The organism is Sphingobium sp. DN12, assembly GCF_051058005.1.
GTDB lineage: Bacteria > Pseudomonadota > Alphaproteobacteria > Sphingomonadales > Sphingomonadaceae > Sphingobium > Sphingobium yanoikuyae.
Map to the genome: position 1 here is coordinate 2,844,295 of NZ_CP173717.1, position 19,746 is coordinate 2,864,040.

The window sequence follows — 19,746 nt, forward strand, 5'->3', positions numbered from 1 at the left end:
TGGCGGTTCACAGACAATCCGACGCGCGATGTAAAGCCCTTTCCCTCATAAGCCGTTCGATACAGGCTTCCATGCGGCGGAATACTTAGGCATTCCCTAATCTTTCCCGGCTAAGGCGAGGCGATGGACATGGCAGCGTACCCATCTCCCCCCTTTGCATCCGACAGCCTGGCGCTGACGGACCCGCGCGCGCGCTGGGCGGCGCTGGCGGAGGGTGCGGCCGAACCCAATGCCTTCTACGCGCCCGACCTGCTGGCAGCGGCGATCGACCATCTGGCCGGCAGTGGTGACGTGCGTTTGATCGAGGCGCAGGCGGATGGCGAACTGATCGGCCTGTTGCCGGTGACGGTGCAGGCGCGCCATGGCCGCTTGCCGATCGGCTGCGTCGCCAATTGGATGCACGACCATTGCTTCTTCGGCGCGCCGCTGATCCGGCGGGGCCAGGAGATGGCGGCGTGGCGCAGCCTGCTGGCGCAGTTGGACGCGGCCGAATGGGCGCCGCATTTCCTGCACCTGCGCGCGCTGGACGCGGCCGGCGCCAATGCCGCCGCGCTGGAAGCACTGTGCGTCGAACAAGGGCGCGGCCGGCGCGAGGTGCATCGCCATGACCGGGCGATGCTGCGATCCGACCTGTCGGCCGACGCCTATTGGGAAACCCATGTCCGCGCCAAGAAGCGCAAGGAAATCCGCCGCCTGCAGAAGCGACTGGCGGAACTGGGGTCGGTCGAGCAGCGATTGTTGGACGATGGCGCCGACCTGCCGCGCTGGTGTGGCGACTTCCTGGCGCTGGAGGCGTCCGGGTGGAAGGGCCGCGAGGGCAGCGCACTGGCGAGCAGGCCGGATGACATCGCCTTCTTCCGCGCCGCCTGCGCCGCCGCCTTTGCTACGGGTCGGCTGCATTTCCTGCGCATCGACCTGGATGGCCGGGCGATCGCGATGCTGGTCAATTTCCGCCATGGCGACGGCGCCTTCTCGTTCAAGATCGCCTTTGACGAGGAGATGGGCCGCTTTTCACCCGGCGTACTGATCGAGATCGCCAATCTGCACGCGGTGCAGGATGATCCGGCGATCGGCTGGATGGACAGTTGCGCCGCCGCCGATCATCCGATGATCGACAGCCTGTGGGCCGAACGCCGCAGCATCGTGCAATATCGTATCGCCCTGCAGGGCAAGGGCGCGACGCGCCTGCGCCGGGCAGCGGCCTTTGCATTGGCCGGCGGGGTCGAACGGATCGCCAGCCGCATGAAAGGACAGGAATGACCGTGCATAGCCCGATGGCGCCCGCCACCGACGCGCCGCATTTTTCGGACAGCGCGCGCGCCGCCTTTGCCGCCGCCTATCCCGACCAGCCAACCAAGCTGACGCATCAACTGGTCGGGCATGAGTTGCTGACGCTGGATGCGCTCGCGACGCTGGCCGAGCGGATGCCGGCGAGCGCGGTCGAATATAATCTGGGCAAGCTGCCGCTGGGCGTGCGGCCGGAGGATACGCCGTCCAACGGGCTGAGCCTGGGCGAGACGATCCGCACGATCGAGAGCAATGGCAGCTGGGCGGTGCTGAAGAATGTCGAGCGCGACCCGGCCTATGGCGCGTTGCTGGACGCGGCGCTGGCGGAGCTGGAGCCGATCGTCGCGCGCAGCACCGGACCGATGCTGCACCGCGAGGCGTTCATCTTCCTGACCTCCCCCGGCAGCGTCACCCCGTTCCACATGGACCCGGAGCATAATATCCTGCTGCAGATCATGGGGACCAAGATGATGACTGTGTTCCCGGCGCGCGACGAGGAACTGGTGCCGGCGCGCAAGAGCGAGGAATTTCACAATGGCGGCCATCGCAACCTGATCTGGCAGGACGGGTTCAAGGCGCGTGGCACCCCCTTCCCGCTCAGCCCCGGCGAGGCCGTGCACGTGCCGGTCAAGGCGCCGCATTTCGTGGAAAATGGCCCGGCCGTGTCGATCAGCCTGTCGATCACCTGGCGGTCCGACCGCAGCGTGGCAGAAGGCGAACTGCACAGTTTCAACGCCCTGCTGCGCAAGCGCGGCCTGCCGACCGGCGCGGTGAGCGAACGCCCCGAGCAACAGGGCATTCGCCGCTTCGTCTATCGGGTCATGCGGAAGCTGGGCGTTTAAGGATCCTGCGCGCCAGCGCCTCGGCCTCCAGCCGGGGACTGAAACGCTCGACATGCCACCATTCCAGCGCTTCCTCGCGCGTGGAGAGGCTCTGCTTGTAGCGATCCTTGCCGGCGAGCAGCGAATAGAGCCGGAAATCCTGCGCGGCATAATGGCCGACGGCAGCGGCGTGACAGAGCAGGCCCGGCTTGTCCTTGGCGGTGCGCGGCTGGGCAAAGGCGGACTGATAGTTCATCGCCTGCCCGTCCTGCACGAAATTGACCAGCAGGCCGACCGCGCCGCCGGCATCGGCAAAGCGCAGCAGTTCGACCGCGCCCGAGGGCAGGCCCCGCGCCGCGATGGTCGCGACGAACTGGCGAAACCCCTGATCGTCCCAGGCATTGTCGACATGGCGCCCCATGTTGAGCGCCGCCATCTCGTCCAGCCAGGGGGCGATGTCATCCAGCGTGCCGACGGCGACATCGGGCAACGGCCCGCCATGATCCTTCATCGCGCGGCGAATCTGGCTGCGCGTATTGCTGCTGAGCAGCGAAAGATAGTCGCCGTCGGCGGCGCGCACGGCATCGAGATCGACCTGGTAGACGGGCGAGGCATCGACCCGCAATTTCCGCCGGGACGGCAGGCCAAGCAGCGGCGAATCCGGGGCGATGCCGCTCAGCCGCAACACACGCCAGTCACGGCGCCGGGCGATGGCGTCGATCGCCGCAGCGACGGCCGCCACCTCCTGCCCGCGCGCGGCGAGCAGGCCATTATATTCGACATAGGGCCGGTCGATCGCCGGGTCGCCCGACTGGTTGAGGCTGAGCGTCGCCACCGGGCCGAGCAGGCGCGGGCGCATCGCATGGCCGACCAGCGCCAGCGCGACATCCTGTCCGCTTTCATCGGTGACGGCGAGCAGTTCGGCCCGGACGCCATAGCTGTCGAGCCAGGCGCCCACCCAGCTCCAGCGCAGGAAGAAGGACGCATCGCTGCGCGCCTCCAGCGCCTGCCAGCGGGCGGCCAGCGCCGACCGGTCGGTCGGCAGGGAGAATGTCGCGGTGAGCCCCATCGCGCTTCTCTTGTGACAGAGCGGCGGCGGGAATCAAGCGGGTGTGCTGTGGATCACCCTCGAATGCGACGCTGCGGATCGACCGTGCCGTCGGCGCGGATGCCGGCACGGGCCAGATCGCGGCGCATATGGCCGGTCAGGAAGCGCTGAAGCATCACGAAATCGGCGCGCAGCGACCAGAGCGGATAGCGGAAGGTGGCGGGGCGATTGCGCTCGATCAGCATATGGCTGACCCAGGCGAAGCCATAGCCGGCGACCGGCAGCCCAGCGGCCAGCCACCATCGACCCGTAATGGCCGCAGTGGCCGCGATGCCGACCACCAGGCTGGTCCCGGCATAATGCATGGCGCGCGTCGCGGGCCGGGCATGTTCCTGCAGATAATAGGGCCAGAAGTCCCGGAACCGGGTGATCTGGGTCATAAGGGGCATCCTCTCTGTTATGCCCCATCTTTTATACGTGGACGTTCAACTTGTTAAGCGCCACGCGCCGCTTGGGCGCAAAGAGGAAATAATCATAGGCCGCGCGGGCGGCCTGGGCCATGATCTGGTCGCGCGAGACATGACCCCGGCTGTCCTTCATCACGAAGACGGTGATGGCGAAGCGGCGGCCATCGGGCAGGCCGATGATGCCGACATCATTGCCGACGCCGTTGAGCGACCCGGTCTTGTGCGCGACCGGGGTGCCGGGCGGCAACATGCCCGACAGGCGCAGTTTGCCGGTCTGGCAATGGCCCATGATGGTGAAGAGCAGTTGCGTGCTTTCCGGCTTCAATGCCTTGCCCGATTCATAGGCGACCAGCAGCTGGTTCATCGCCAGCGGCGTCGCCGTGTCGCGCGGATCGAGCATGAAGTCCATGTTCGGCAGGTCGCGCACGTCACGCCGCTGGATCATCGGATCGGCGCGGCGGGCGGCGCCGGCATTCTGCTGGAAGGTGCCGGACTGGGGATTGATGCCCATGGCGCGGTAGAGAAGATGCGCGGTATCGCTGTCGACGCGCAGGCCATGGATGCCGAGGCCGGCGACGAAATCGCTGACCGCCTTTGGCCCGCCGGCGCGGGCGACCAGCACGTCGGTCGCATTATTGTCGCTGCGCGTCAGCATCAGGTCGAGCAACTGGCTGACCGGCAGGGTCGCGCCGGGGCGCGAGAACATCCAGGCGATGCCGCCCTCGCTCGCCAGCGCGGGATCGAGGGCGAGCCGGTCGTCGAGCTTCAGGCTGCCAGCATCGACCAGCGAGAGGATACGGCCCGCGACCGCGACCTTGTAGGCGCTGGCCATGGGGAAGAGCGTGTCGCCATTGCGCGACTGAATCTCACCGGTCTGCAGATCCTGCACCGCGACGCCGACCGTGCCGTCCGACAAAGCGGCGAAGCGGTCAAACTCGGCCAGAAGATGCGCCTCCGCCGTCAGCAGCACCTGTGGCCGGGGCGGCGGACCGAAGGCATCGGCGCTCGGCAAGGGCGCAAAGAACAGGCCAAGGGCGGCGCAGCTGGCGCCAATTTGACGGAGAGACGGCATGGCCCGTCTGTCGCCCATCATGGGTCGGGTGGCAAGATATTTGATCGGCTTTTCCCGCGGTTGACGCAGACATGCCGGGGGTTCATCACGCCGGCCATGAACGACACCATCAAGCTGCACGAAAGCTGGCGCGCGCCGCTGCGCGACCAGTTCGCCAGCCCCCATATGCAGGGCCTGAAACAGTTCATCGAAGCGGAAAAGACGGCGGGCAAGCGCATCTTCCCCAAGGGGAATGAATATTTCCGCGCGCTAGACCTGACGCCGCTGGACCAGGTGAAGGTGGTGGTGCTGGGACAAGACCCCTATCATGGCGAGGGCCAGGCGCATGGCCTGTGCTTTTCGGTGCAGCCCGGCGTGCGGACGCCCCCTTCTCTGGTCAATATCTACAAGGAGCTGGAAAGCGACCTTGGCCTGCCGCGCGCGCGGCACGGCTTTCTGGAGCATTGGGCGCGGCAGGGCGTGCTGTTGCTCAACAGCGTGCTGACGGTCGAAATGGGCCGGGCCGCGTCGCACCAGGGCAAGGGCTGGGAGACGTTCACCGACGCGATCGTCCGGCTGGTGGCGCAGAAGGAGGAGCCGGTCGTGTTCCTGCTGTGGGGCGCCTATGCCCAGCGCAAGGCCGGCTTCGTCGATTCCGGGCGCCATCTGGTGCTGAAGGCTGCCCATCCTTCGCCATTGTCGGCGCATAACGGCTTTCTGGGATGCCGCCATTTCTCGCAGGCCAATGCCTTTCTGGAGGCCAAGGGGCGCGGCGCGATCGACTGGCGCCTGCCGGAGCCGGTGGCATGAGCGGGCCAGCCGTCGCCCTGCTCTATCAGGCGCTGCCGCCACCGGTGATCGACGGGCTGCGCAAGGATGCCAAGCCCGGCGGCTATTCCGACGGTGGGGCCGATATCGGCTTTGCATTGAAGGGCCTGGGCCGCACGGTGGTAACGCCGGTGCCCGCGCCCGATCCGGCGCAGGCGATGCAATGGGTATTCCCCGACACGGCCGACGGCATAGCAGCCGCGATCGCGGCAGGCGCCGACACGATCTGGGCCAATAGCGTGCTGTTCGAGGGGCATCCGATCGAGGCCGTGATGGGCCAGGTCGCGATCGTCGGCCAGACCCCGGCCGCCACGCAGAAATATGACGACAAGTTCGCCACCAACCGGATGCTGGAACAGGCCGGCTTGCCGGTGGCGCGCGGCTTTTTGCTGGCTGATCGGCCGAGCGAAGGCGTGCATGCGCTGGCCGATGTCGGGCAAGTTCTGAACGATCTGGCCATTCCCTTCCCGCTGATCGTGAAGCCCGTGCGTGGCCGGGGCAGCCAGGGCGTGACGCTGGTGCGCGATGGTGATGCGCTGAACGCCGCGGCCCGCAGCCTGATCGACGAGGGCAAGTTCGGCACGCTGCTTATGGTCGAGGAATTTCTGGACGGCGAGGAAATGACCATCACCGTCCTGCCGCCCACCGCGCCGCGCCCGTCAGGCGAAAGGGGCGACCGCCATTTCGCGCTGCGCCCGGTGCTGCGCTTCGACCAGAAGGACGGTGTCGCCCCCTATAATGGCGATGTCGCGGTGACGCAGAACAGCGTCGCGATCAGCCCGGAACGGATGGAGGAAGCCCCGGTGCTGGCGATGCTGGATGCCTGTGTGAAGGCGGCGGAGCTGGTGGAATCGCGCGCAGTGATCCGCATCGACTGCCGCGCCGATGCCAGCGGCCAGTTCAAGCTGTTCGACCTTAACATGAAACCGAACATGACCGGTGCGGGCCGGCCGGGCCGCGCAGACCAGGATTGCCTGTCGGCGATCGCTGCGCGGGCCGATGGCTGGTCCTATGCCGACATGCTCGACGCGATGCTGGCGACGGCCTGGAAATAACGCCCCTAAATCCAGTGCCCAGAATCATTGAGGCCCGGTCCCGCTTGCGCGGGCCGGACCCCTTCCCTCTCCAAACCGGAAAGTGGAAAAATCAGCCGTCGTAATCGCCGCCGATATTCTGGTTGCGCGGCGGAGCCGCAGCGGTCAGGCGCAGGGCCTCCGCCGACTGGGCGATCGAACCGATTTCATCGGGCGTATCGTCGTCGTCAATCTGGACCTTCTGCAGCGACGCAACGACCGAATCATGCAGGTCAGCGGGCAGAATGGTTTCCTCGGCGATTTCGCGCAGGGCGACGACCGGATTCTTGTCGCGGTCACGCTCAAGCGTCAGCTCGGCGCCACCGGAAATTTCACGCGCGCGCTGGGCGGCGAGCAGGACGAGATCGAAACGGTTGGTAACCTTGTCGACGCAATCTTCGACGGTGACGCGGGCCAATCGGGCCTCCTGAAAAATCAATAGGGAATCTTGAACTTGGCGCCTAGCAGTGGCGGCCTGTCGAGTCAATGAAAAGCCCATAAAGCCATGGCGCGCCGCGGCAAAGCGGCGCATGAAGGGGCCATGGCGTCGCGACAACAGGAAGCCCCGACCAGCCCGATCAGCGTCACGCTGAACGGCAACCGACTGACCGTCATCGAAGAAGGCGCGGCGCTGCGCGATGCGCTGGTCAGACTGATCGACGGTGCGCGCACGAGCCTGAAACTCTATTATTATATCTTCGCCGACGATGGCAGCGGCCGGTTGATCTGCGAGCGGCTGGTGGCGGCGCGGGCACGCGGCGTGGCGGTGACGCTGATGATCGACGGCTTCGGATCGTCCGATACGCCCGACAGCCTGTTCGCCCCGCTGATCGCGGCGGGTGGCCATTTCGCCCGGTTCGGGACGCGCCGGTCGACCCGCTATCTGATCCGCAACCATCAGAAGATCGCCCTGGCCGACGACAAAAGGCTGATGATCGGCGGCTTCAATGTCGAGGATGGCTATTTCGGCATTCCCGCCGACGATTGCTGGCGCGACCTGGGGCTGCTGCTGGAAGGGCCGCAGGCCGAGGCGATGGCGCGCTGGTATGGCCAGCTATGGCGCTGGGTCACGAGCAAGGGGCAAAGGTTCCGCACGCTGCGCGCGATGGTGCGGCACTGGCACCCATCGCTGCATCATGATCCGGCCGATCCGTTCCGCTGGCTGATCGGCGGACCGACACGGCGGCTGAGCCCCTGGGCGCAGGTGGTAAAGCATGACATGGACCGGGCGCAGCGGCTGGACATGGTCGAAGCCTATTTCTCGCCCGGCCGGGGCATGATGAAGCGGATAGCCCGCGCCGCCCGGCGCAAGGGCGCGCGCCTGATCCTGCCGGCCCTGTCGGACAATGGCGCGACGATCGCGGCGGCACGGCTGCTCTATGGCCCGCTGCTGCGGCGCGGGGTCGAGATATATGAATATCAGCCCTGCAAGCTGCACATGAAGCTGATCGTGATCGACGATGCGGTCTATATCGGATCGGCCAATTTCGACATGCGCAGCCTGTTCCTCAACCTGGAGTTGATGCTGCGAGTGGAGGATGCCGGCTTTGCCGAGGCGATGCGCAGCTTCATCACCCAGCGGACGGGCGAGAGCCGGCAGATTTCGCTGGAGACCTATCGCGCCAGCCGCACCGGCCTGACGCTGATCAAGCAGTGGATCAGCTATCTGCTGGTCGGCGTGCTGGACTATACCGTCACGCGGCGGCTGAATTTTCGCGATCCCGACGCGGACTGAGCGGAACGTCGGGCGCGATGTTGCGGCGCAGGCTGGTGAGCGCCAGCAGCGCCAGCCGCCGATCATCAACCGCGCCGTTCCGGCCGATGGTGGCGAGCGCCGTGTCGATGGCCCGCACCAGCGCAGGATCGGGATCGCCCTGCCCCCTGGCGCCAAGCCGATCGAAATGCTGGCGCACCCGCCCCAGCACGACGTCGAGCAGCCGGTCGTCGCGGGCATGGGCGCGCACCCGGAAGCGGTGGAGATCGTCGAGCGACATGCCCACGCGCGTGTCGCGCAGGATATCGAGCAAGGGCGCGGTGGTGTCGCTGCCCAGCTCGGCAAGGCGCGGGGTCAACAGGCCGATACGGTCGAGCATGGTGTTGATCCATTTGACCGTGTCGGGCTGCTGGCGCGGATCGGTGCGCAGGGCAAGATCGCGCCAGCCCGCCCGGAGCAGGCGCAGCGCGGATTGTTCGGCGCCCACGGTGCGAACCATCTTGAGCGCCCAGACCGCGAGCAAGGCGCCCAGCATCTGGGCAATGGCGGCATTGGCGAAACTGTCGAACTGCCCGGTATAATAGCCATCGAGGCCCATCAGGCCGGGCAGCGAGAGGATCATGCCGATCGCCATCGCCGCCAGCCGCCGCCGCACCATCATCGCGCCGACCAGCAGGAAGGCCGGCGCCAGCACCGCGACCAGCACCGGGAAGTCGGACACGCGCGGCAGGATGGCAAAGGCATAGGGCGCGGCCACCAGCACCGCGCAGCAAGTGCCCTGCCACACTTTCCAGGCAGCAGGCGCGGGATCATCCATATTGCTGAACAGGGCGCAGATGATGCTGGCGATGACGACCGCCCCTGCCCCGGCCGGCCAGGCCGACAATATCCAGAGCAGGCAGCCGATCAGCACGGTGAGGCTGGTCGCCAGCGCGCCGCGCAGCGCCAGGCCATAATCGCGGTGCAGGACGCGGCGGCGGGCGTTGCGGATCGCTTCCCGCGCGGGCGGTGACAGGGGGATGCGATCGGCGCCCATCGCCGCCTGCAACTCGCGGCAGATGGCATGGACGGCGACCAGTTCGGCCAGCCGGTCGAGCATGCTGAGCTGCAATGCCGCGTGCCAGGCGAAGGGCAAGCGGCAATCGGGTTCGCAGGCGCGAGCGCGGGCGCGCAGTGCTTCGGCCGCCCCGCCCTCCCCGTCCGGCGCGCCCAGCCAGGCGACGACATCGTCCAGCAGGGCATGGACTGCCGGCGGCAAGGCATCGGCCCGCTGCAACTGGCGACAGCGATCCTCGACCGCGCTGGCCAGCGGCAGCAGCAGGCAAAGCTGCGTCTCCAGCGCGCGCAGCACCCCGGCCTTCAGCCGCAGCGCGCTGCTTTCGAACGGCAAATGGGTGGCAAGCTGGTGCAGTTCGTGGATGTCGGTCGCCAATTGCCGGCGGTCGCGCGTCACGACCGCATCGCCATGGTCGACCCGCAGGGAATCGCGCGACCAGCGTTCGGCGTCGATCATGATCGCATCGATCCGCGCCTGGAGGCGAGCCGACACGGTGCGCGGGAAGACGAGGCTGTGGACCAGCGTGGCCGAGGCGATGCCGATGCCGATTTCCTGGGCCCGCAGGCTGGCGGCGGTGAAGATCGTCGCCTGCGCCTCGACCGCCGGGAAGGCGACGATCCCGGCGGTATAGCCCGCCAGCAGGAAGGTGTAGGCGCGCGGCGTCCGGTCGAGCAGCGCGACGAAGGTACAGAGGCCAAGCCACAGCGCCAGTGCGAGCGAGAGAAGTTCGGGGGCATTGCCGAGCAATGGCACCAGCAGGATCGCCACACCCGCGCCGATGACGGTGCCGAGCAGGCGGAACATCGCCTTGGACGACACCGCGCCGGCGAGCGGCTGGGCGACGATATAGGCGGTGATGATCGCCCAATAGGGCCGGTCCAGCCCGATCCGCAGCGCGATATAATAGGCCAGCATCGCCGCGAGAAAGGCCTTGAGCGTGAACAGCGCGTCATGGCCGCCGTAGCGATCGGCCATCCAGCGCGCTTGAGGCAGGGCAGGCGTCACGCGGCACATCCAGCATCATCGGGCGGGGCCAGGCAGGGCGGCGACGCCGGTCGGGAGAATGAAAGCCGGACGCGTCGGCCCGCCACGCCGGATCGGGCGCGCATTGCTGGAGCTTCAGGCAAGCCCTCTATGCGCCTGTCCATGTGGCGAAACAATATGAGCCCAAGGCACAGTCATTGTGCATGATATGCACAACCAAACCGGGCCAGCGGGTATCAATCATCCCCTTGCCGCCGCCCCCGGCTTTCTGCACAGTCGCGCCGCCCAGCCGGGCCAGGGAGACGCATTTCCAAGCGTCGCACAATCAGAACAAGGACATCGCCCCATGCCATCCCGTCGCTTAGTTGCCGCCTTGCCCGCCGCCGCGCTGCTGGCCGCCAGCCTCAGCCCGCTGCACGCCGCTACCGCGGCCGACACGCAGGCCCGCGCCGGCGAAGCCGCCTTCCGCACCCTCTACAAGGAACTGGTGGAGACCGATTCGAGCTGGCCCAATGGCAGCTGCACGCTCGCCGCCGAACAGATTGCGGCGCGACTGAAGGCGGCGGGCTATGCCGATGGCGACATCGCTGTCGTGGTCGATCCGGCCCATCCCAAGGAAGGCAATCTGACCGCCGTGCTGCGCGGTTCGAACGCCAAGCTGCCCGCGCTGCTGCTGCTCGCCCATATCGACGTGGTCGCGGCCAAGCGCGCCGACTGGACCCGCGATCCCTTCACCCTGATCGAGGAAGGCGGCTATTTCTATGGCCGGGGCACGTCGGACGACAAGGCGATGGCCGCGAGCTTCGCCGACGCCATGATCCGCTTCAAGCAGGAAGGCTATAAGCCCAAGCGCACGATCAAGATGGCGCTGACCTGTGGCGAGGAGACGGAGAAGGCGCTGAACGGCGTCGAATATCTGCTGAAGAACAAGTCCGATGCGATGGCGGCCGGATGGGCGCTCAACGAAGGCGGCGGCGGGTCGCTGGACGAAAATGGCAAGCCGGTCAGCCATGGCGTGCAGGCGGGCGAGAAGGTCTATCAGGACTTCACCTTCACCGCGACCGCGCCGGGCGGCCACAGTTCGCGGCAGGAGCCGCATTTCAACGCGATCGGCTGGATGGCGCAGGCGCTGGCCAATGTGAATGCCTATGATTTCCCGGTGAACCTGACCCCGGCGGCCAAGGCCTATTTCGGCGCGTCGGCGCCGCTCTATCCCAAGCTGTCGCAGCCGATGGCGGCGGTCGGCGCGGGCAAGGCGACCGAGGCGGACTATGCCGCGATCTCGGCCGCCAATCCGAGCTGGAACGCGACCCTGCGCACCACCTGCATCCCGACGCTGATCAATGGCGGCCATGCCCCCAATGCCCAGCCCCAGTCGGTGACCGCGAACGTCAATTGCCGCATCATTCCGGGCGAGGATGTCGAGGCGGTGCGCGCGAAGCTGGCGCAGGTGGGCGGCGACGAGAAGGTCAAGGTGACGCTGGCCGATCCGCCGCAGCCCAAATCGTCGGCGCCGCAGCTGACGCCGCAGATCATGGCGCCGATCGAGGCGCTGACCAAGGAAATGTGGCCGGGCGTGCCGGTGATCCCGCGGCTCGCCACCGGGGCGACCGACGGGCGCTTCACCAATGCGGCGGGCATCCCCACCTATGGCGTGTCGGGCATGTTCGCCGACCCCGATGGCCAGGGGGTCCATGGCCTCAATGAGCGCATCCGGGTCAAGTCGCTGCTCGACGGCCGCGCCTTCCTCTATCGCCTGACCAAGGCCTATACCCAGTAATGCGAAAAGGGCTGGCCCGGATGACCGGACCAGCCCTTTCTATATTTGGATCAGCGCCGCGCGGATCAGCGGCCGCTGCTGCCCAGCACCCGGACTTCGCCGACCGGATAGCCCTTCTCGGCCATTTCCTTGGCATAGTCGCCACGGGCATCGGCCAGTTCGGTGCGATATTCCTCCCAGGCGTCGCGATTATCCTCCGCATCGCTGGAATGGCGCAGATCCTTGGTCAGTTCCTTGCGCGCCTCGGCCAGGTCGGTCTGGTAATTGAACCAGTAATTATTCTCCACGCCGGCGATCGGCGCTTCATAAACAAGCTGGTCCTCGACCGACGCCAGTTGTTCCTCATAGCTCACCGGGCCTTCACCCGGAGCCGGGCCACGCGCCTGGGGCTGGGCCATGGCGGCGATCGGGGTCATGCCGACCATGGCGATGGCGGTCAGAAGCATCGAACGGTTCATGACGTTTCTCCTCTTTCCTCATCGAACCTGCGGCAATAACGCACCGGGACCGGCATTTTGCGCCTGAACGGATGTGCAGAATGGACGAAGCGAGGCGCGGCAACGGCAGGCCGTAGCGCCCAAAAGGGCCGAATATCGGGATTTTCCGCCCTGTTTTCAGATGATTGGGATCAGATCAGCGGATCACCAGATAGAAGGTCGCCGGCGCGCTGCCGCCATTTTCTATCTCGATCGCATAGCGTTCGGTGAACAGCGGCAACCAGGCGCAATCGGCCTGCGGCGCGGCCACCGGCTTGGCGCAGAGCGTGCCGCCATCGGCATTGCGCACCCGGACCGACAGGGATGCGGCGATGCCGGTGGCGCGTGCCACCGAAATCTGCGCGCGCTGGCCGGCAAGGAACAGCTGGCGCAGCGTCACCCGCCCGCCCGCCGCCAGAGACCCACGGCGATAGGCGGGGCCGAGCGCGCGGCCGCGATAGACCGGCCCGGCATGGACCGCGCCGCCGGCCTGCGCCTGCTGCGACCAGAGGGAGGACAGGTCATCCTGCCCCTCGGCCGGGCGCGCGCCGAGCAGCTTGAGAGTGTCGGCCGCCGCTGCGAGCGCGGCTTGATCGCCGCGCGCCTGCGCCAGATCCCCCTCCGCCAGGGTGCGCATCAGCGCATCGGTCGGCATCGGCTCCTCGACCACCGCGACCGGGCCGACGCCCAGCATCAGCAGGGGCAGGAAGAGCCTAATCATCCGCCATCTCCGGCTGCACGACGAAGCGGGCGCCGGGCGCGGCATCCTCGACATGGATGGTCAGGCCATGGCGTTCGGCAATCGCACGGGCCAGCGCCAGCCCCAGACCATGGCCGCTGCCGGGCGACGGATCGAGCCGGACATAGCGGTCGAAGACCAGTTCGCGCGCATCGGCCGGTATGCCCCGGCCATTATCCTGCACGATGATCAGCGGGCCCGGCGCCAGGCTGAGCAGCACGCTGCCGCCGCGCGGCACATATTTGAACGCATTGTCGAGCAGGTTGGACAGCAGCCGGGTGATCTGCATCGGATCGGCGCGGAAGGATATGCCCGGCGCCACCATCGCGTTGAAGGCGATGCCCAGATCCTCTGCACTGGCGCCATAAAGGTCCGCCAGATTGTCGGCGATCTCGCTGAGGTCGACATCGGCAAGGCCCCGGCGATCGCCGCGCAGCGCCTGGGTGCCGGCAATGTCGAGCAGGGAATCGAGCAGCCGGACGACACTGCGTATCTCGTCGCGCGACCGGCCCAGGGTCCGCAACAGCCCCTCATCCCCGGTCCGCTCCATCGCTTTCAGGATACGCGTGTCGAGATGCATCAGCGGGGTGCGGATCTCGTGCGCGGTCTGATCCGACACGGAGCGCTGGGCCTCCATCAGCCGCTGCACCTGATCCAGCATCGCGTTGGTGTTCGCCGCCAGTTCGGCCAGTTCGTCGCTCGCCCCGGTGGCGCGTGCGCGCGCACCGATATCGCCGGCACGCACCGCGTCGAAGACATGGTTGATCCGTTCGACCCGACGCCGCAGGCGGCGCGCCGCGAAATGGCCGGCAGCAAGGCTGAGCAGGGCGACGATGGCGCCGGCAATGGCAAAGGCGATGGCGAGCCGGGTCTGCAGCGCCCGTGCCCGAATGTTGCTGCGCCCGACGATCAGCCGGGTGTCGGGACCAAGCAGCGTCGCCCGCGCGAACATGCGGTCGCCGCCGGGCAGGCGGATCAGCCGGGCCTCGGACACTTCGGACGCCAGGGCGGGCCAGTGATCGATATTGCCCGCCACCCGGCGCCCGGCCGCATCGGCGAGCAGATAATAGGCCTTTTCGCTGTCGCCGCGCTCCATCGCCAGCCGATCGGCGATGCGCGCCCTCAGTTCCGCCTCGCCACTGCTGACATAGATGTCGGCCAGGCCCGCCAGATCGGTATCGACCTCTCGCCCCAGCATCACGCGCCCGTCAGTCTCGACGATCCGTTCGACCACCAGGAACAGCACCAGCGTGGACGCCAGGCTGACCAGCAGGGCCGACAGCGTGACCCGGCCAAAGACCGAGCGCAGCAGGCCGAACCTAGCCATGGGCGGCGATCAACCGATAGCCGGTGCCCCAGACCGTCTCCAGGACGGCGCTGTCGAACCCTTCCTCCAGCTTGCGGCGCAGGCGCCCGACATTGACGTCGACGACATTGGTCTGGGGATCGAAGCTGAGTTTCCACACATGGCGCAACAGCATCTCGCGCGTGACCACTTCGCCGGCATGTTCCATGAGGTAGCGGAACAGCGCAAATTCCTTGGGCGACAGCGGTACATGGCGGCCCGCGCGATGGGCCGTGCGCGCCTTCACATGGCATTCCAGGTCGCCGAACAGCAACACCGAATCCTGCTGCAACCGCCCCGCCCGGCGCCACAAAGCGCGCACGCGGGCGACCAGTTCGTCCGGCTCGAAGGGCTTGGCCATATAGTCATCGACGCCGCTTTCCAGCCCCTCGACCCGATGCTCGCTGCGGCCAAGCGCGGACAGCATCAGCACCGGCGCCTCGATCCCGGCGACGCGCATGCGCGTCACCACGTCGATGCCCGAAAGATGCGGCAGGGTGCGATCGAGGATGATGACATGATAGCGGCCCGATGCGGCGCGCTTGAGCCCCTCCGCGCCATCCTCGGCCAGGTCGACGACCATGCCGGCGCGGACGAGGATTTCGGCGATATTGGCGCGGGCCGCCGGGTCATCTTCCACCAGCAGCACGGAAATCGGGTCGGTTTGCGCCATCTTCACCGCCTGTCAGATAGCGCGAACGGCCGCCAGTGACAAAGCCTGTTAAAGCGGTCACTGGCGGCCGTTAAGAGCCTGTTTGAAAAATCGCGAAAGAGCGATTTTTGGTTACGGCACCAGCCCGCTCCCCCGCCCAACCGCCCGATCCAGTGTCATCCTGTCGGGCGGTTGGGCGGGGGAGCGGGCTGGTACCAGCTTTCTCAAACAGCCAGATTATCAGATCATTATCAGATCTTGAGCCCCGCGCGCAGCATCAGCGCACCGATGATCAGCAGATAGACGCCGAAAATCTTCTTCAGCGGCCCGGCGGGCAGGCTGTGGGCAGCGGCCACGCCCAGCGGCGCGGTCAGCATCGACATCGATGCGATCGCTATCGTCGCGGGGATGTTGATATAGCCCAGCGAACCCCAGGGCAGGCCACCTTCGCGGAAGCCGATGATGGCAAAGCCGATGGTGGTCGGGATGGCGATCAGCGTGCCGATGCCCGATGCGGTGGCGATGGCGCGGTGGATGGTGCGGCCGCACAGCGTCATCGTCATGATGGCAATGGTGCCGCCGCCGATGCCCAGCAGCGAGGAAAAGGTGCCCAGCCCGCCTGCAATGCCGATGCGCGCCAGCCCCGACGGCATCTGGTCGCTGATCACCTTGCCGTTCAGCACCGGGATCAGGAAGTTGAGCGACATCAGAATGACGCCTGCGCCAAAGATCATCTTGAGCGTGCGGCCATCGACATGGCCCGCCAGCACGACGCCTGCGCCGCAGCCCAATATGATCCAGGGCGCCCATGTCTTGAGGACGTCGAACTCCACCGCGCCGCGCTTGGAATGCGCCAGCAGCGATCGGATGGAGGTCAGGATGATCGTCGCAGCCGACGTGCCGATCGCGACATGGGCGATGCCGTCCTTCGTCCCGCCCAGCAGCGGCAGCACGACCAGCAGCGCCGGCACGACGACGAAGCCGCCGCCGATGCCGAAGATGCCGGCGGCAAAGCCGGCGAGCAGGCCTGCGGCCAGCATGGCAACCAGCGGCACGAGCCAGGTCATGATATCACCGGACATCAGCACGCCCCTTTCTGCAGTGCGCGACCGGCGCGCATGATGGAGCGATCGCCTTTTTGGATCAAGGCGGCGAATGTGGGGAAATCGACCATGATGTTAAACCATGCCTCTCTTCGGCGGAACCAGGATGCATGGGGGGCATGTGGTCATGTCCCCCTGCCCGACTAGACGAACGAGATCTTGGAACCCGCAAGAGAATCCATGGCGTTTATTTGACAATCGGGAAACAAAGCCGGGCAACGCGGCGTCACCCCAGCGGAAATAACGGGGCAAAATAAAAGGACGCCAGCCCCGCAAGGGAGGGCTGGCGTCCTTTTGCCCGGCCGCTGTCGGGGCGCCGGGAAATAGAGGCGGGACGATCAGGCGATCGCGTCTTCCGCCGGGGTGTAGGGCAGGCCCAGATCGTCGGCGACGGCCTTGTAGGTGACCTTGCCGTCCCAGACATTGAGGCCCGCGAGCAGGTGCGGATCGCGGCGCAGAGCGTCCTTCCAGCCCAGTTCGGCGATGCGCAGCGCGTGCGGCAGGGTCACATTGTTGAGCGCATAGGTGCTGGTGCGGGCGACCGCGCCGGGCATGTTGGCGACGCAATAATGGACGATGCCGTCGATGATGTAGGTCGGGTCGGCATGGGTCGTGGCATGGCTGGTTTCGAAGCAGCCGCCCTGGTCGATCGCGACGTCGACCAGCACCGCGCCCTTCTTCATGGTCTTGAGCATGTCGGCGCTGACCAGCTTGGGCGCGGCGGCGCCCGGAATCAGCACCGCACCGATCACCAGATCCGCCTCGGCCACGCATTCGGCCAGGTTCGCGCGGTTCGAGAAACGGGTCTTGGCGCGCGCCTCGAAATACATGCCCAGCTTTTCGAGCACTTCGGGATTGCGGTCGAGGATGGTGACGTCGGCGCCAAGGCCGGCCGCCATCTGTGCCGCGTTGAAGCCGACGACGCCGCCGCCGATGACGACAACCTTGGCCGGCAGCACGCCCGGCACGCCGCCCAGCAGCACGCCGCGGCCGCCATGCGCCTTTTCCAGCGCGGTCGCGCCGGCCTGGATCGACATGCGGCCAGCGACCTGGCTCATGGGCTTCAAGAGCGGCAGGCCGCCGCTGGCGTCGGTCACGGTTTCATAGGCGATGCAGGTCGCACCTGAGGCGATCAGGTCGCGGGTCTGCTCCGGATCGGGCGCGAGGTGGAGATAGGTGTAGAGGATCTGGCCGGGGCGCAGCATCGCGCGCTCGACAGCCTGGGGCTCCTTCACCTTGACGATCATCTCGGCGCGCGCAAACACTTCGGCGGCCGTCGCGATGATGGTGGCGCCGGCCCGCTCATAGAGCGCGTCATGCGCGCCGATGCCCTCACCCGCGCCGGTCTCGACCAGAACCTCATGGCCATGGGCCGTCAGTTCATGGACGCTCTCGGGGGTCAGGCCGACGCGATATTCGTGATTCTTGATTTCCTTGACGGTGCCGACGATCATGAGACGCTCTCCATTTTGCAGCGGGATGGCCCATCCTGAAAGGACAACGCAGCCCCGCCGGTTGTGGCCCCATCATATCGCCAAGCGGGTGGCGATTGTTCCCTGATTTGCGCTTGCGATCGCCCGCATGCAGGATGATATATCGCAAAATATTATTTTATCGGGATGACATTGCATGGATCGGTTCGACATCGCGTTGCTGGAGGCGCTGCAGAGCGATTCCCGCCGGTCGATGAACGAGCTGGGCGAGCAGATCGGCCTCTCCTCCTCCGCCTGCCATCGCCGCATCCGCGCGCTGGAGGATGCCGGCATGATCGAGGGCTATGCCGCCCGGCTCGATCCGGCGGCGCTGGGCCTGACGCTCCAGGCCTTTGTCGAGATTTCGCTGACCAGCCAGAGCCGCGAGGCGATGGAACGGTTCGAGACGGCGGTCGCGGGCTTCCCGGAAATATTGGAATGCCATCTGATGGCGGGCCAGGCCGACTATCTGCTGCGGGTCGCCGCCGCCGACCTCAAGGGCTTCGACGCGGTCCACCGCGACTGCCTCGCCCGCCTGCCCGGCGTGTCGGCGATCCGCACCAGCTTCGCCATCCGCCGCATCCGCGACTGGCGCGGCTATCGGCTGCGCGACCTACCTATTTAGGGCGCCAGGCGCACCGGCACCGGCGCGTTGCAAAGATCAACGCCCCCGGCAGGCCGATCGTAGAAATCATCCTTCCGGTTGGCGCGCAGCCGCAGATAATCGGCGAAGCTGGCCGAGCCGGTATCCATCACTTGGACATGCGGCTGCTCCGCCTGCGGCAGATCGCTTGCCAGACGCACCGAGATGATCGGGAGCTTGCGTTCGGCGTCGGTGTAGAAGCCCAGCTCACCGCTGCCGCGCGGCAGGCTGGTGAGCGCCGCCATCCCCTCGACGACGCGGCCGACGACCGCGATGTTGCGATCGAGCTGGCGCGGCGCCTGGCCGATCACGGTGTAGAGTTCCGCGCCCGTGCCGGCATCGGGCGACATGTTGCGGCCGACGCCGATCATGCCATAGCAGTGCGGCAGCCAGGCGGCGTCCCCGTCGATCGCCACCGGCCAGCCATCGATGAAGCCGGTCGCCGACGCATAGGGATCGGGATAGGGCAGCGGCGTCAGCTTCGCCTTCATGCCCCCAAGCGGCCGGACATAGTCGGCCGGACTGGTCGGCGCGAGGCCGGCGGGCAGCGGCTTCTTCTCGGTCGCGTCGCCCCATTGGACGACATAATTGTCCTGCACCCGGTTGATGCTGGTGCCGTCCCACCAATGGGCGGTGGCGAGCGCGCGGATATTGGCGACATGGCGCGGACCGAATTGCGGCGCCAGCTGTATCACCACGCGCTTGCCGCCCTCGATCATCATCACCAGCAAATCCTGCGCCGGGACGGTGCGCCAGGCACTGGCCGGCGCCTGCGCCACGACCGCGCTGGGCGTGGCCGGCGGATCGGCCGCATCGGCAGCGGCAAGGGGCAGGATGGCGATGAAGGGCGCAAGCAGCGCGGCACGGCGGCGAAGGGTCATGACGCGATCAAACAATTGCTGCGCAAGAAAGTAAAGCACCCCTTGCCTAGTGCGTTGTCGCGCGATAGGGAGCCGCCTCCAGTGCGATGGAATATGAACCCGATTCACGCCGCTTACAGCGACGATGGGGTTCCTGCGGAGCGGTGGCCGAGTGGTCGAAGGCGCTCGCCTGGAAAGTGAGTATACGTCAAAAGCGTATCGAGGGTTCGAATCCCTCCCGCTCCGCCATTTCGCTGTTTCTCAGCGTTCGCCAACGACCGAAAAACCCCCATAAATCACTGGAAAAAATGGATTTATTGCCGCCTGAGCTCGTGGCCGTTCGCGG

Annotated in this window: 19 protein-coding genes and 1 tRNA gene; 8 read left to right on the forward strand and 12 right to left on the reverse strand. The window is 66.8% G+C overall.

The window, feature by feature from the left end:
- The first annotated feature begins 123 nt into the window (after positions 1 to 123).
- Together ACI6S0_RS13540 and ACI6S0_RS13545 are read left to right on the forward strand one after the other, a co-directional pair.
- The gene (locus ACI6S0_RS13540) at positions 124 to 1,260 is read left to right on the forward strand and encodes a GNAT family N-acetyltransferase (RefSeq protein WP_434403338.1); all 1,137 of its coding nucleotides are present in this window, start codon (positions 124 to 126) and stop codon (positions 1,258 to 1,260) included.
- Positions 1,257 to 2,129, forward strand: coding sequence for a transcriptional regulator (locus ACI6S0_RS13545; protein ID WP_434403339.1), 873 nt, complete (start codon positions 1,257 to 1,259; stop codon positions 2,127 to 2,129). The genes ACI6S0_RS13540 and ACI6S0_RS13545 overlap by 4 nt, the downstream gene beginning before the upstream one ends.
- Here ACI6S0_RS13545 and ACI6S0_RS13550 read toward each other — a convergent pair.
- From ACI6S0_RS13550 to bla, 3 genes are read right to left on the reverse strand one after another with little or no spacing between them, the layout of a single operon-like run.
- Positions 2,107 to 3,177 carry a GNAT family N-acetyltransferase gene (locus ACI6S0_RS13550; protein WP_434403340.1) on the reverse strand — a complete coding sequence of 357 codons (1,071 nt, stop codon included), beginning with the start codon at positions 3,175 to 3,177 and terminating at the stop codon, positions 2,107 to 2,109. The genes ACI6S0_RS13545 and ACI6S0_RS13550 overlap by 23 nt on opposite strands.
- 53 nt (positions 3,178 to 3,230) lie before the next feature.
- A complete protein-coding gene (locus ACI6S0_RS13555) occupies positions 3,231 to 3,596 on the reverse strand; it encodes an Mpo1-like protein (RefSeq protein WP_434403341.1) in 366 nt (121 codons plus the stop codon).
- 31 nt (positions 3,597 to 3,627) lie between these two features.
- The gene (bla, locus tag ACI6S0_RS13560; RefSeq protein ID WP_010338315.1) at positions 3,628 to 4,695 is read right to left on the reverse strand and encodes a class A beta-lactamase; all 1,068 of its coding nucleotides are present in this window, start codon (positions 4,693 to 4,695) and stop codon (positions 3,628 to 3,630) included.
- A gap of 96 nt (positions 4,696 to 4,791) precedes the next feature.
- Between bla and ung the strand changes: the two genes are divergently transcribed.
- Positions 4,792 to 5,484 (forward strand): uracil-DNA glycosylase, encoded by a 693-nt coding sequence (ung, locus tag ACI6S0_RS13565; protein ID WP_434403342.1) that lies wholly within the window; start codon positions 4,792 to 4,794, stop codon positions 5,482 to 5,484.
- Positions 5,481 to 6,557: a biotin carboxylase gene (locus ACI6S0_RS13570; protein ID WP_434403343.1), complete on the forward strand. Its 1,077-nt coding sequence runs from the start codon at positions 5,481 to 5,483 to the stop codon at positions 6,555 to 6,557. Before ung ends, ACI6S0_RS13570 begins: the two co-directional genes overlap by 4 nt.
- A 91-nt stretch (positions 6,558 to 6,648) precedes the next feature.
- Here the strand turns inward: ACI6S0_RS13570 and rpoZ are convergent, their stop codons facing one another.
- Positions 6,649 to 6,993 (reverse strand): DNA-directed RNA polymerase subunit omega, encoded by a 345-nt coding sequence (gene rpoZ, locus ACI6S0_RS13575; RefSeq protein WP_004208279.1) that lies wholly within the window; start codon positions 6,991 to 6,993, stop codon positions 6,649 to 6,651.
- An 87-nt stretch (positions 6,994 to 7,080) separates the two neighbouring features.
- On the opposite strand from rpoZ, the gene ACI6S0_RS13580 reads away from it, so the two are divergent.
- The gene (locus tag ACI6S0_RS13580; protein ID WP_434403344.1) at positions 7,081 to 8,310 is read left to right on the forward strand and encodes a phospholipase D-like domain-containing protein; all 1,230 of its coding nucleotides are present in this window, start codon (positions 7,081 to 7,083) and stop codon (positions 8,308 to 8,310) included.
- Here ACI6S0_RS13580 and ACI6S0_RS13585 read toward each other — a convergent pair.
- Positions 8,270 to 10,321 carry an FUSC family protein gene (locus tag ACI6S0_RS13585; RefSeq protein ID WP_434403345.1) on the reverse strand — a complete coding sequence of 684 codons (2,052 nt, stop codon included), beginning with the start codon at positions 10,319 to 10,321 and terminating at the stop codon, positions 8,270 to 8,272. The genes ACI6S0_RS13580 and ACI6S0_RS13585 overlap by 41 nt on opposite strands.
- Positions 10,322 to 10,676: 355 nt before the next feature.
- On the opposite strand from ACI6S0_RS13585, the gene ACI6S0_RS13590 reads away from it, so the two are divergent.
- Complete coding sequence (locus ACI6S0_RS13590) at positions 10,677 to 12,110, forward strand: M20/M25/M40 family metallo-hydrolase (RefSeq protein ID WP_434403346.1); 1,434 nt, start codon at positions 10,677 to 10,679, stop codon at positions 12,108 to 12,110.
- Positions 12,111 to 12,175: 65 nt separating this feature from the next.
- On the opposite strand, the gene ACI6S0_RS13595 is transcribed toward ACI6S0_RS13590, so the two are convergent.
- The 6 genes from ACI6S0_RS13595 to ald form a co-directional block, all read right to left on the reverse strand.
- Positions 12,176 to 12,568, reverse strand: a complete 393-nt coding sequence (locus ACI6S0_RS13595; protein ID WP_004208283.1) for a hypothetical protein — start codon at positions 12,566 to 12,568, stop codon at positions 12,176 to 12,178.
- A gap of 175 nt (positions 12,569 to 12,743) precedes the next feature.
- The gene (locus ACI6S0_RS13600) at positions 12,744 to 13,307 is read right to left on the reverse strand and encodes a hypothetical protein (protein WP_004208284.1); all 564 of its coding nucleotides are present in this window, start codon (positions 13,305 to 13,307) and stop codon (positions 12,744 to 12,746) included.
- The gene (locus ACI6S0_RS13605) at positions 13,300 to 14,652 is read right to left on the reverse strand and encodes a sensor histidine kinase (protein WP_004208286.1); all 1,353 of its coding nucleotides are present in this window, start codon (positions 14,650 to 14,652) and stop codon (positions 13,300 to 13,302) included. The genes ACI6S0_RS13600 and ACI6S0_RS13605 overlap by 8 nt, the downstream gene beginning before the upstream one ends.
- On the reverse strand, positions 14,645 to 15,343 hold the full coding sequence (locus ACI6S0_RS13610; protein ID WP_069338082.1) for a response regulator transcription factor: 699 nt from the start codon (positions 15,341 to 15,343) through the stop codon (positions 14,645 to 14,647). Before ACI6S0_RS13610 ends, ACI6S0_RS13605 begins: the two co-directional genes overlap by 8 nt.
- A gap of 230 nt (positions 15,344 to 15,573) precedes the next feature.
- Entirely contained in the window at positions 15,574 to 16,404 is an 831-nt protein-coding gene (locus ACI6S0_RS13615; protein WP_004208288.1) for a sulfite exporter TauE/SafE family protein, read from the reverse strand.
- 359 nt (positions 16,405 to 16,763) lie between these two features.
- Positions 16,764 to 17,879: an alanine dehydrogenase gene (ald, locus tag ACI6S0_RS13620; protein WP_017498976.1), complete on the reverse strand. Its 1,116-nt coding sequence runs from the start codon at positions 17,877 to 17,879 to the stop codon at positions 16,764 to 16,766.
- Positions 17,880 to 18,054: 175 nt separating this feature from the next.
- Between ald and ACI6S0_RS13625 the strand changes: the two genes are divergently transcribed.
- A complete protein-coding gene (locus ACI6S0_RS13625) occupies positions 18,055 to 18,522 on the forward strand; it encodes an Lrp/AsnC family transcriptional regulator (protein WP_017498975.1) in 468 nt (155 codons plus the stop codon).
- On the opposite strand, the gene ACI6S0_RS13630 is transcribed toward ACI6S0_RS13625, so the two are convergent.
- Positions 18,519 to 19,421 (reverse strand): peptidylprolyl isomerase, encoded by a 903-nt coding sequence (locus ACI6S0_RS13630; protein ID WP_434403347.1) that lies wholly within the window; start codon positions 19,419 to 19,421, stop codon positions 18,519 to 18,521. The two genes, ACI6S0_RS13625 and ACI6S0_RS13630, sit on opposite strands and share 4 nt — an antisense overlap.
- A gap of 137 nt (positions 19,422 to 19,558) precedes the next feature.
- Here ACI6S0_RS13630 and ACI6S0_RS13635 point away from each other — a divergent pair.
- Positions 19,559 to 19,649: transfer RNA gene (locus ACI6S0_RS13635), tRNA-Ser, on the forward strand.
- The last annotated feature ends 97 nt before the right edge of the window (positions 19,650 to 19,746 follow it).

Bases quoted from the DNA above. Each gene is read 5' to 3' on its own strand.
- ung (WP_434403342.1), top strand. From the start codon at position 4,792: ATGAACGACACCATCAAGCTGCACGAAAGCTGGCGCGCGCCGCTGCGC.
- ACI6S0_RS13595 (WP_004208283.1), bottom strand. From the start codon at position 12,568: ATGAACCGTTCGATGCTTCTGACCGCCATCGCCATGGTCGGCATGACC.
- ACI6S0_RS13605 (WP_004208286.1), bottom strand. From the start codon at position 14,652: ATGGCTAGGTTCGGCCTGCTGCGCTCGGTCTTTGGCCGGGTCACGCTG.
- ACI6S0_RS13580 (WP_434403344.1), top strand. From the start codon at position 7,081: ATGGCGCGCCGCGGCAAAGCGGCGCATGAAGGGGCCATGGCGTCGCGA.
- ald (WP_017498976.1), bottom strand. From the start codon at position 17,879: ATGATCGTCGGCACCGTCAAGGAAATCAAGAATCACGAATATCGCGTC.
- ACI6S0_RS13615 (WP_004208288.1), bottom strand. From the start codon at position 16,404: ATGTCCGGTGATATCATGACCTGGCTCGTGCCGCTGGTTGCCATGCTG.
- ACI6S0_RS13540 (WP_434403338.1), top strand. From the start codon at position 124: ATGGACATGGCAGCGTACCCATCTCCCCCCTTTGCATCCGACAGCCTG.
- ACI6S0_RS13600 (WP_004208284.1), bottom strand. From the start codon at position 13,307: ATGATTAGGCTCTTCCTGCCCCTGCTGATGCTGGGCGTCGGCCCGGTC.
- ACI6S0_RS13630 (WP_434403347.1), bottom strand. From the start codon at position 19,421: ATGACCCTTCGCCGCCGTGCCGCGCTGCTTGCGCCCTTCATCGCCATC.
- ACI6S0_RS13545 (WP_434403339.1), top strand. From the start codon at position 1,257: ATGACCGTGCATAGCCCGATGGCGCCCGCCACCGACGCGCCGCATTTT.
- bla (WP_010338315.1), bottom strand. From the start codon at position 4,695: ATGCCGTCTCTCCGTCAAATTGGCGCCAGCTGCGCCGCCCTTGGCCTG.
- ACI6S0_RS13555 (WP_434403341.1), bottom strand. From the start codon at position 3,596: ATGACCCAGATCACCCGGTTCCGGGACTTCTGGCCCTATTATCTGCAG.
- ACI6S0_RS13570 (WP_434403343.1), top strand. From the start codon at position 5,481: ATGAGCGGGCCAGCCGTCGCCCTGCTCTATCAGGCGCTGCCGCCACCG.
- ACI6S0_RS13585 (WP_434403345.1), bottom strand. From the start codon at position 10,321: ATGGCCGATCGCTACGGCGGCCATGACGCGCTGTTCACGCTCAAGGCC.
- ACI6S0_RS13625 (WP_017498975.1), top strand. From the start codon at position 18,055: ATGGATCGGTTCGACATCGCGTTGCTGGAGGCGCTGCAGAGCGATTCC.
- ACI6S0_RS13610 (WP_069338082.1), bottom strand. From the start codon at position 15,343: ATGGCGCAAACCGACCCGATTTCCGTGCTGCTGGTGGAAGATGACCCG.
- ACI6S0_RS13550 (WP_434403340.1), bottom strand. From the start codon at position 3,177: ATGGGGCTCACCGCGACATTCTCCCTGCCGACCGACCGGTCGGCGCTG.
- ACI6S0_RS13590 (WP_434403346.1), top strand. From the start codon at position 10,677: ATGCCATCCCGTCGCTTAGTTGCCGCCTTGCCCGCCGCCGCGCTGCTG.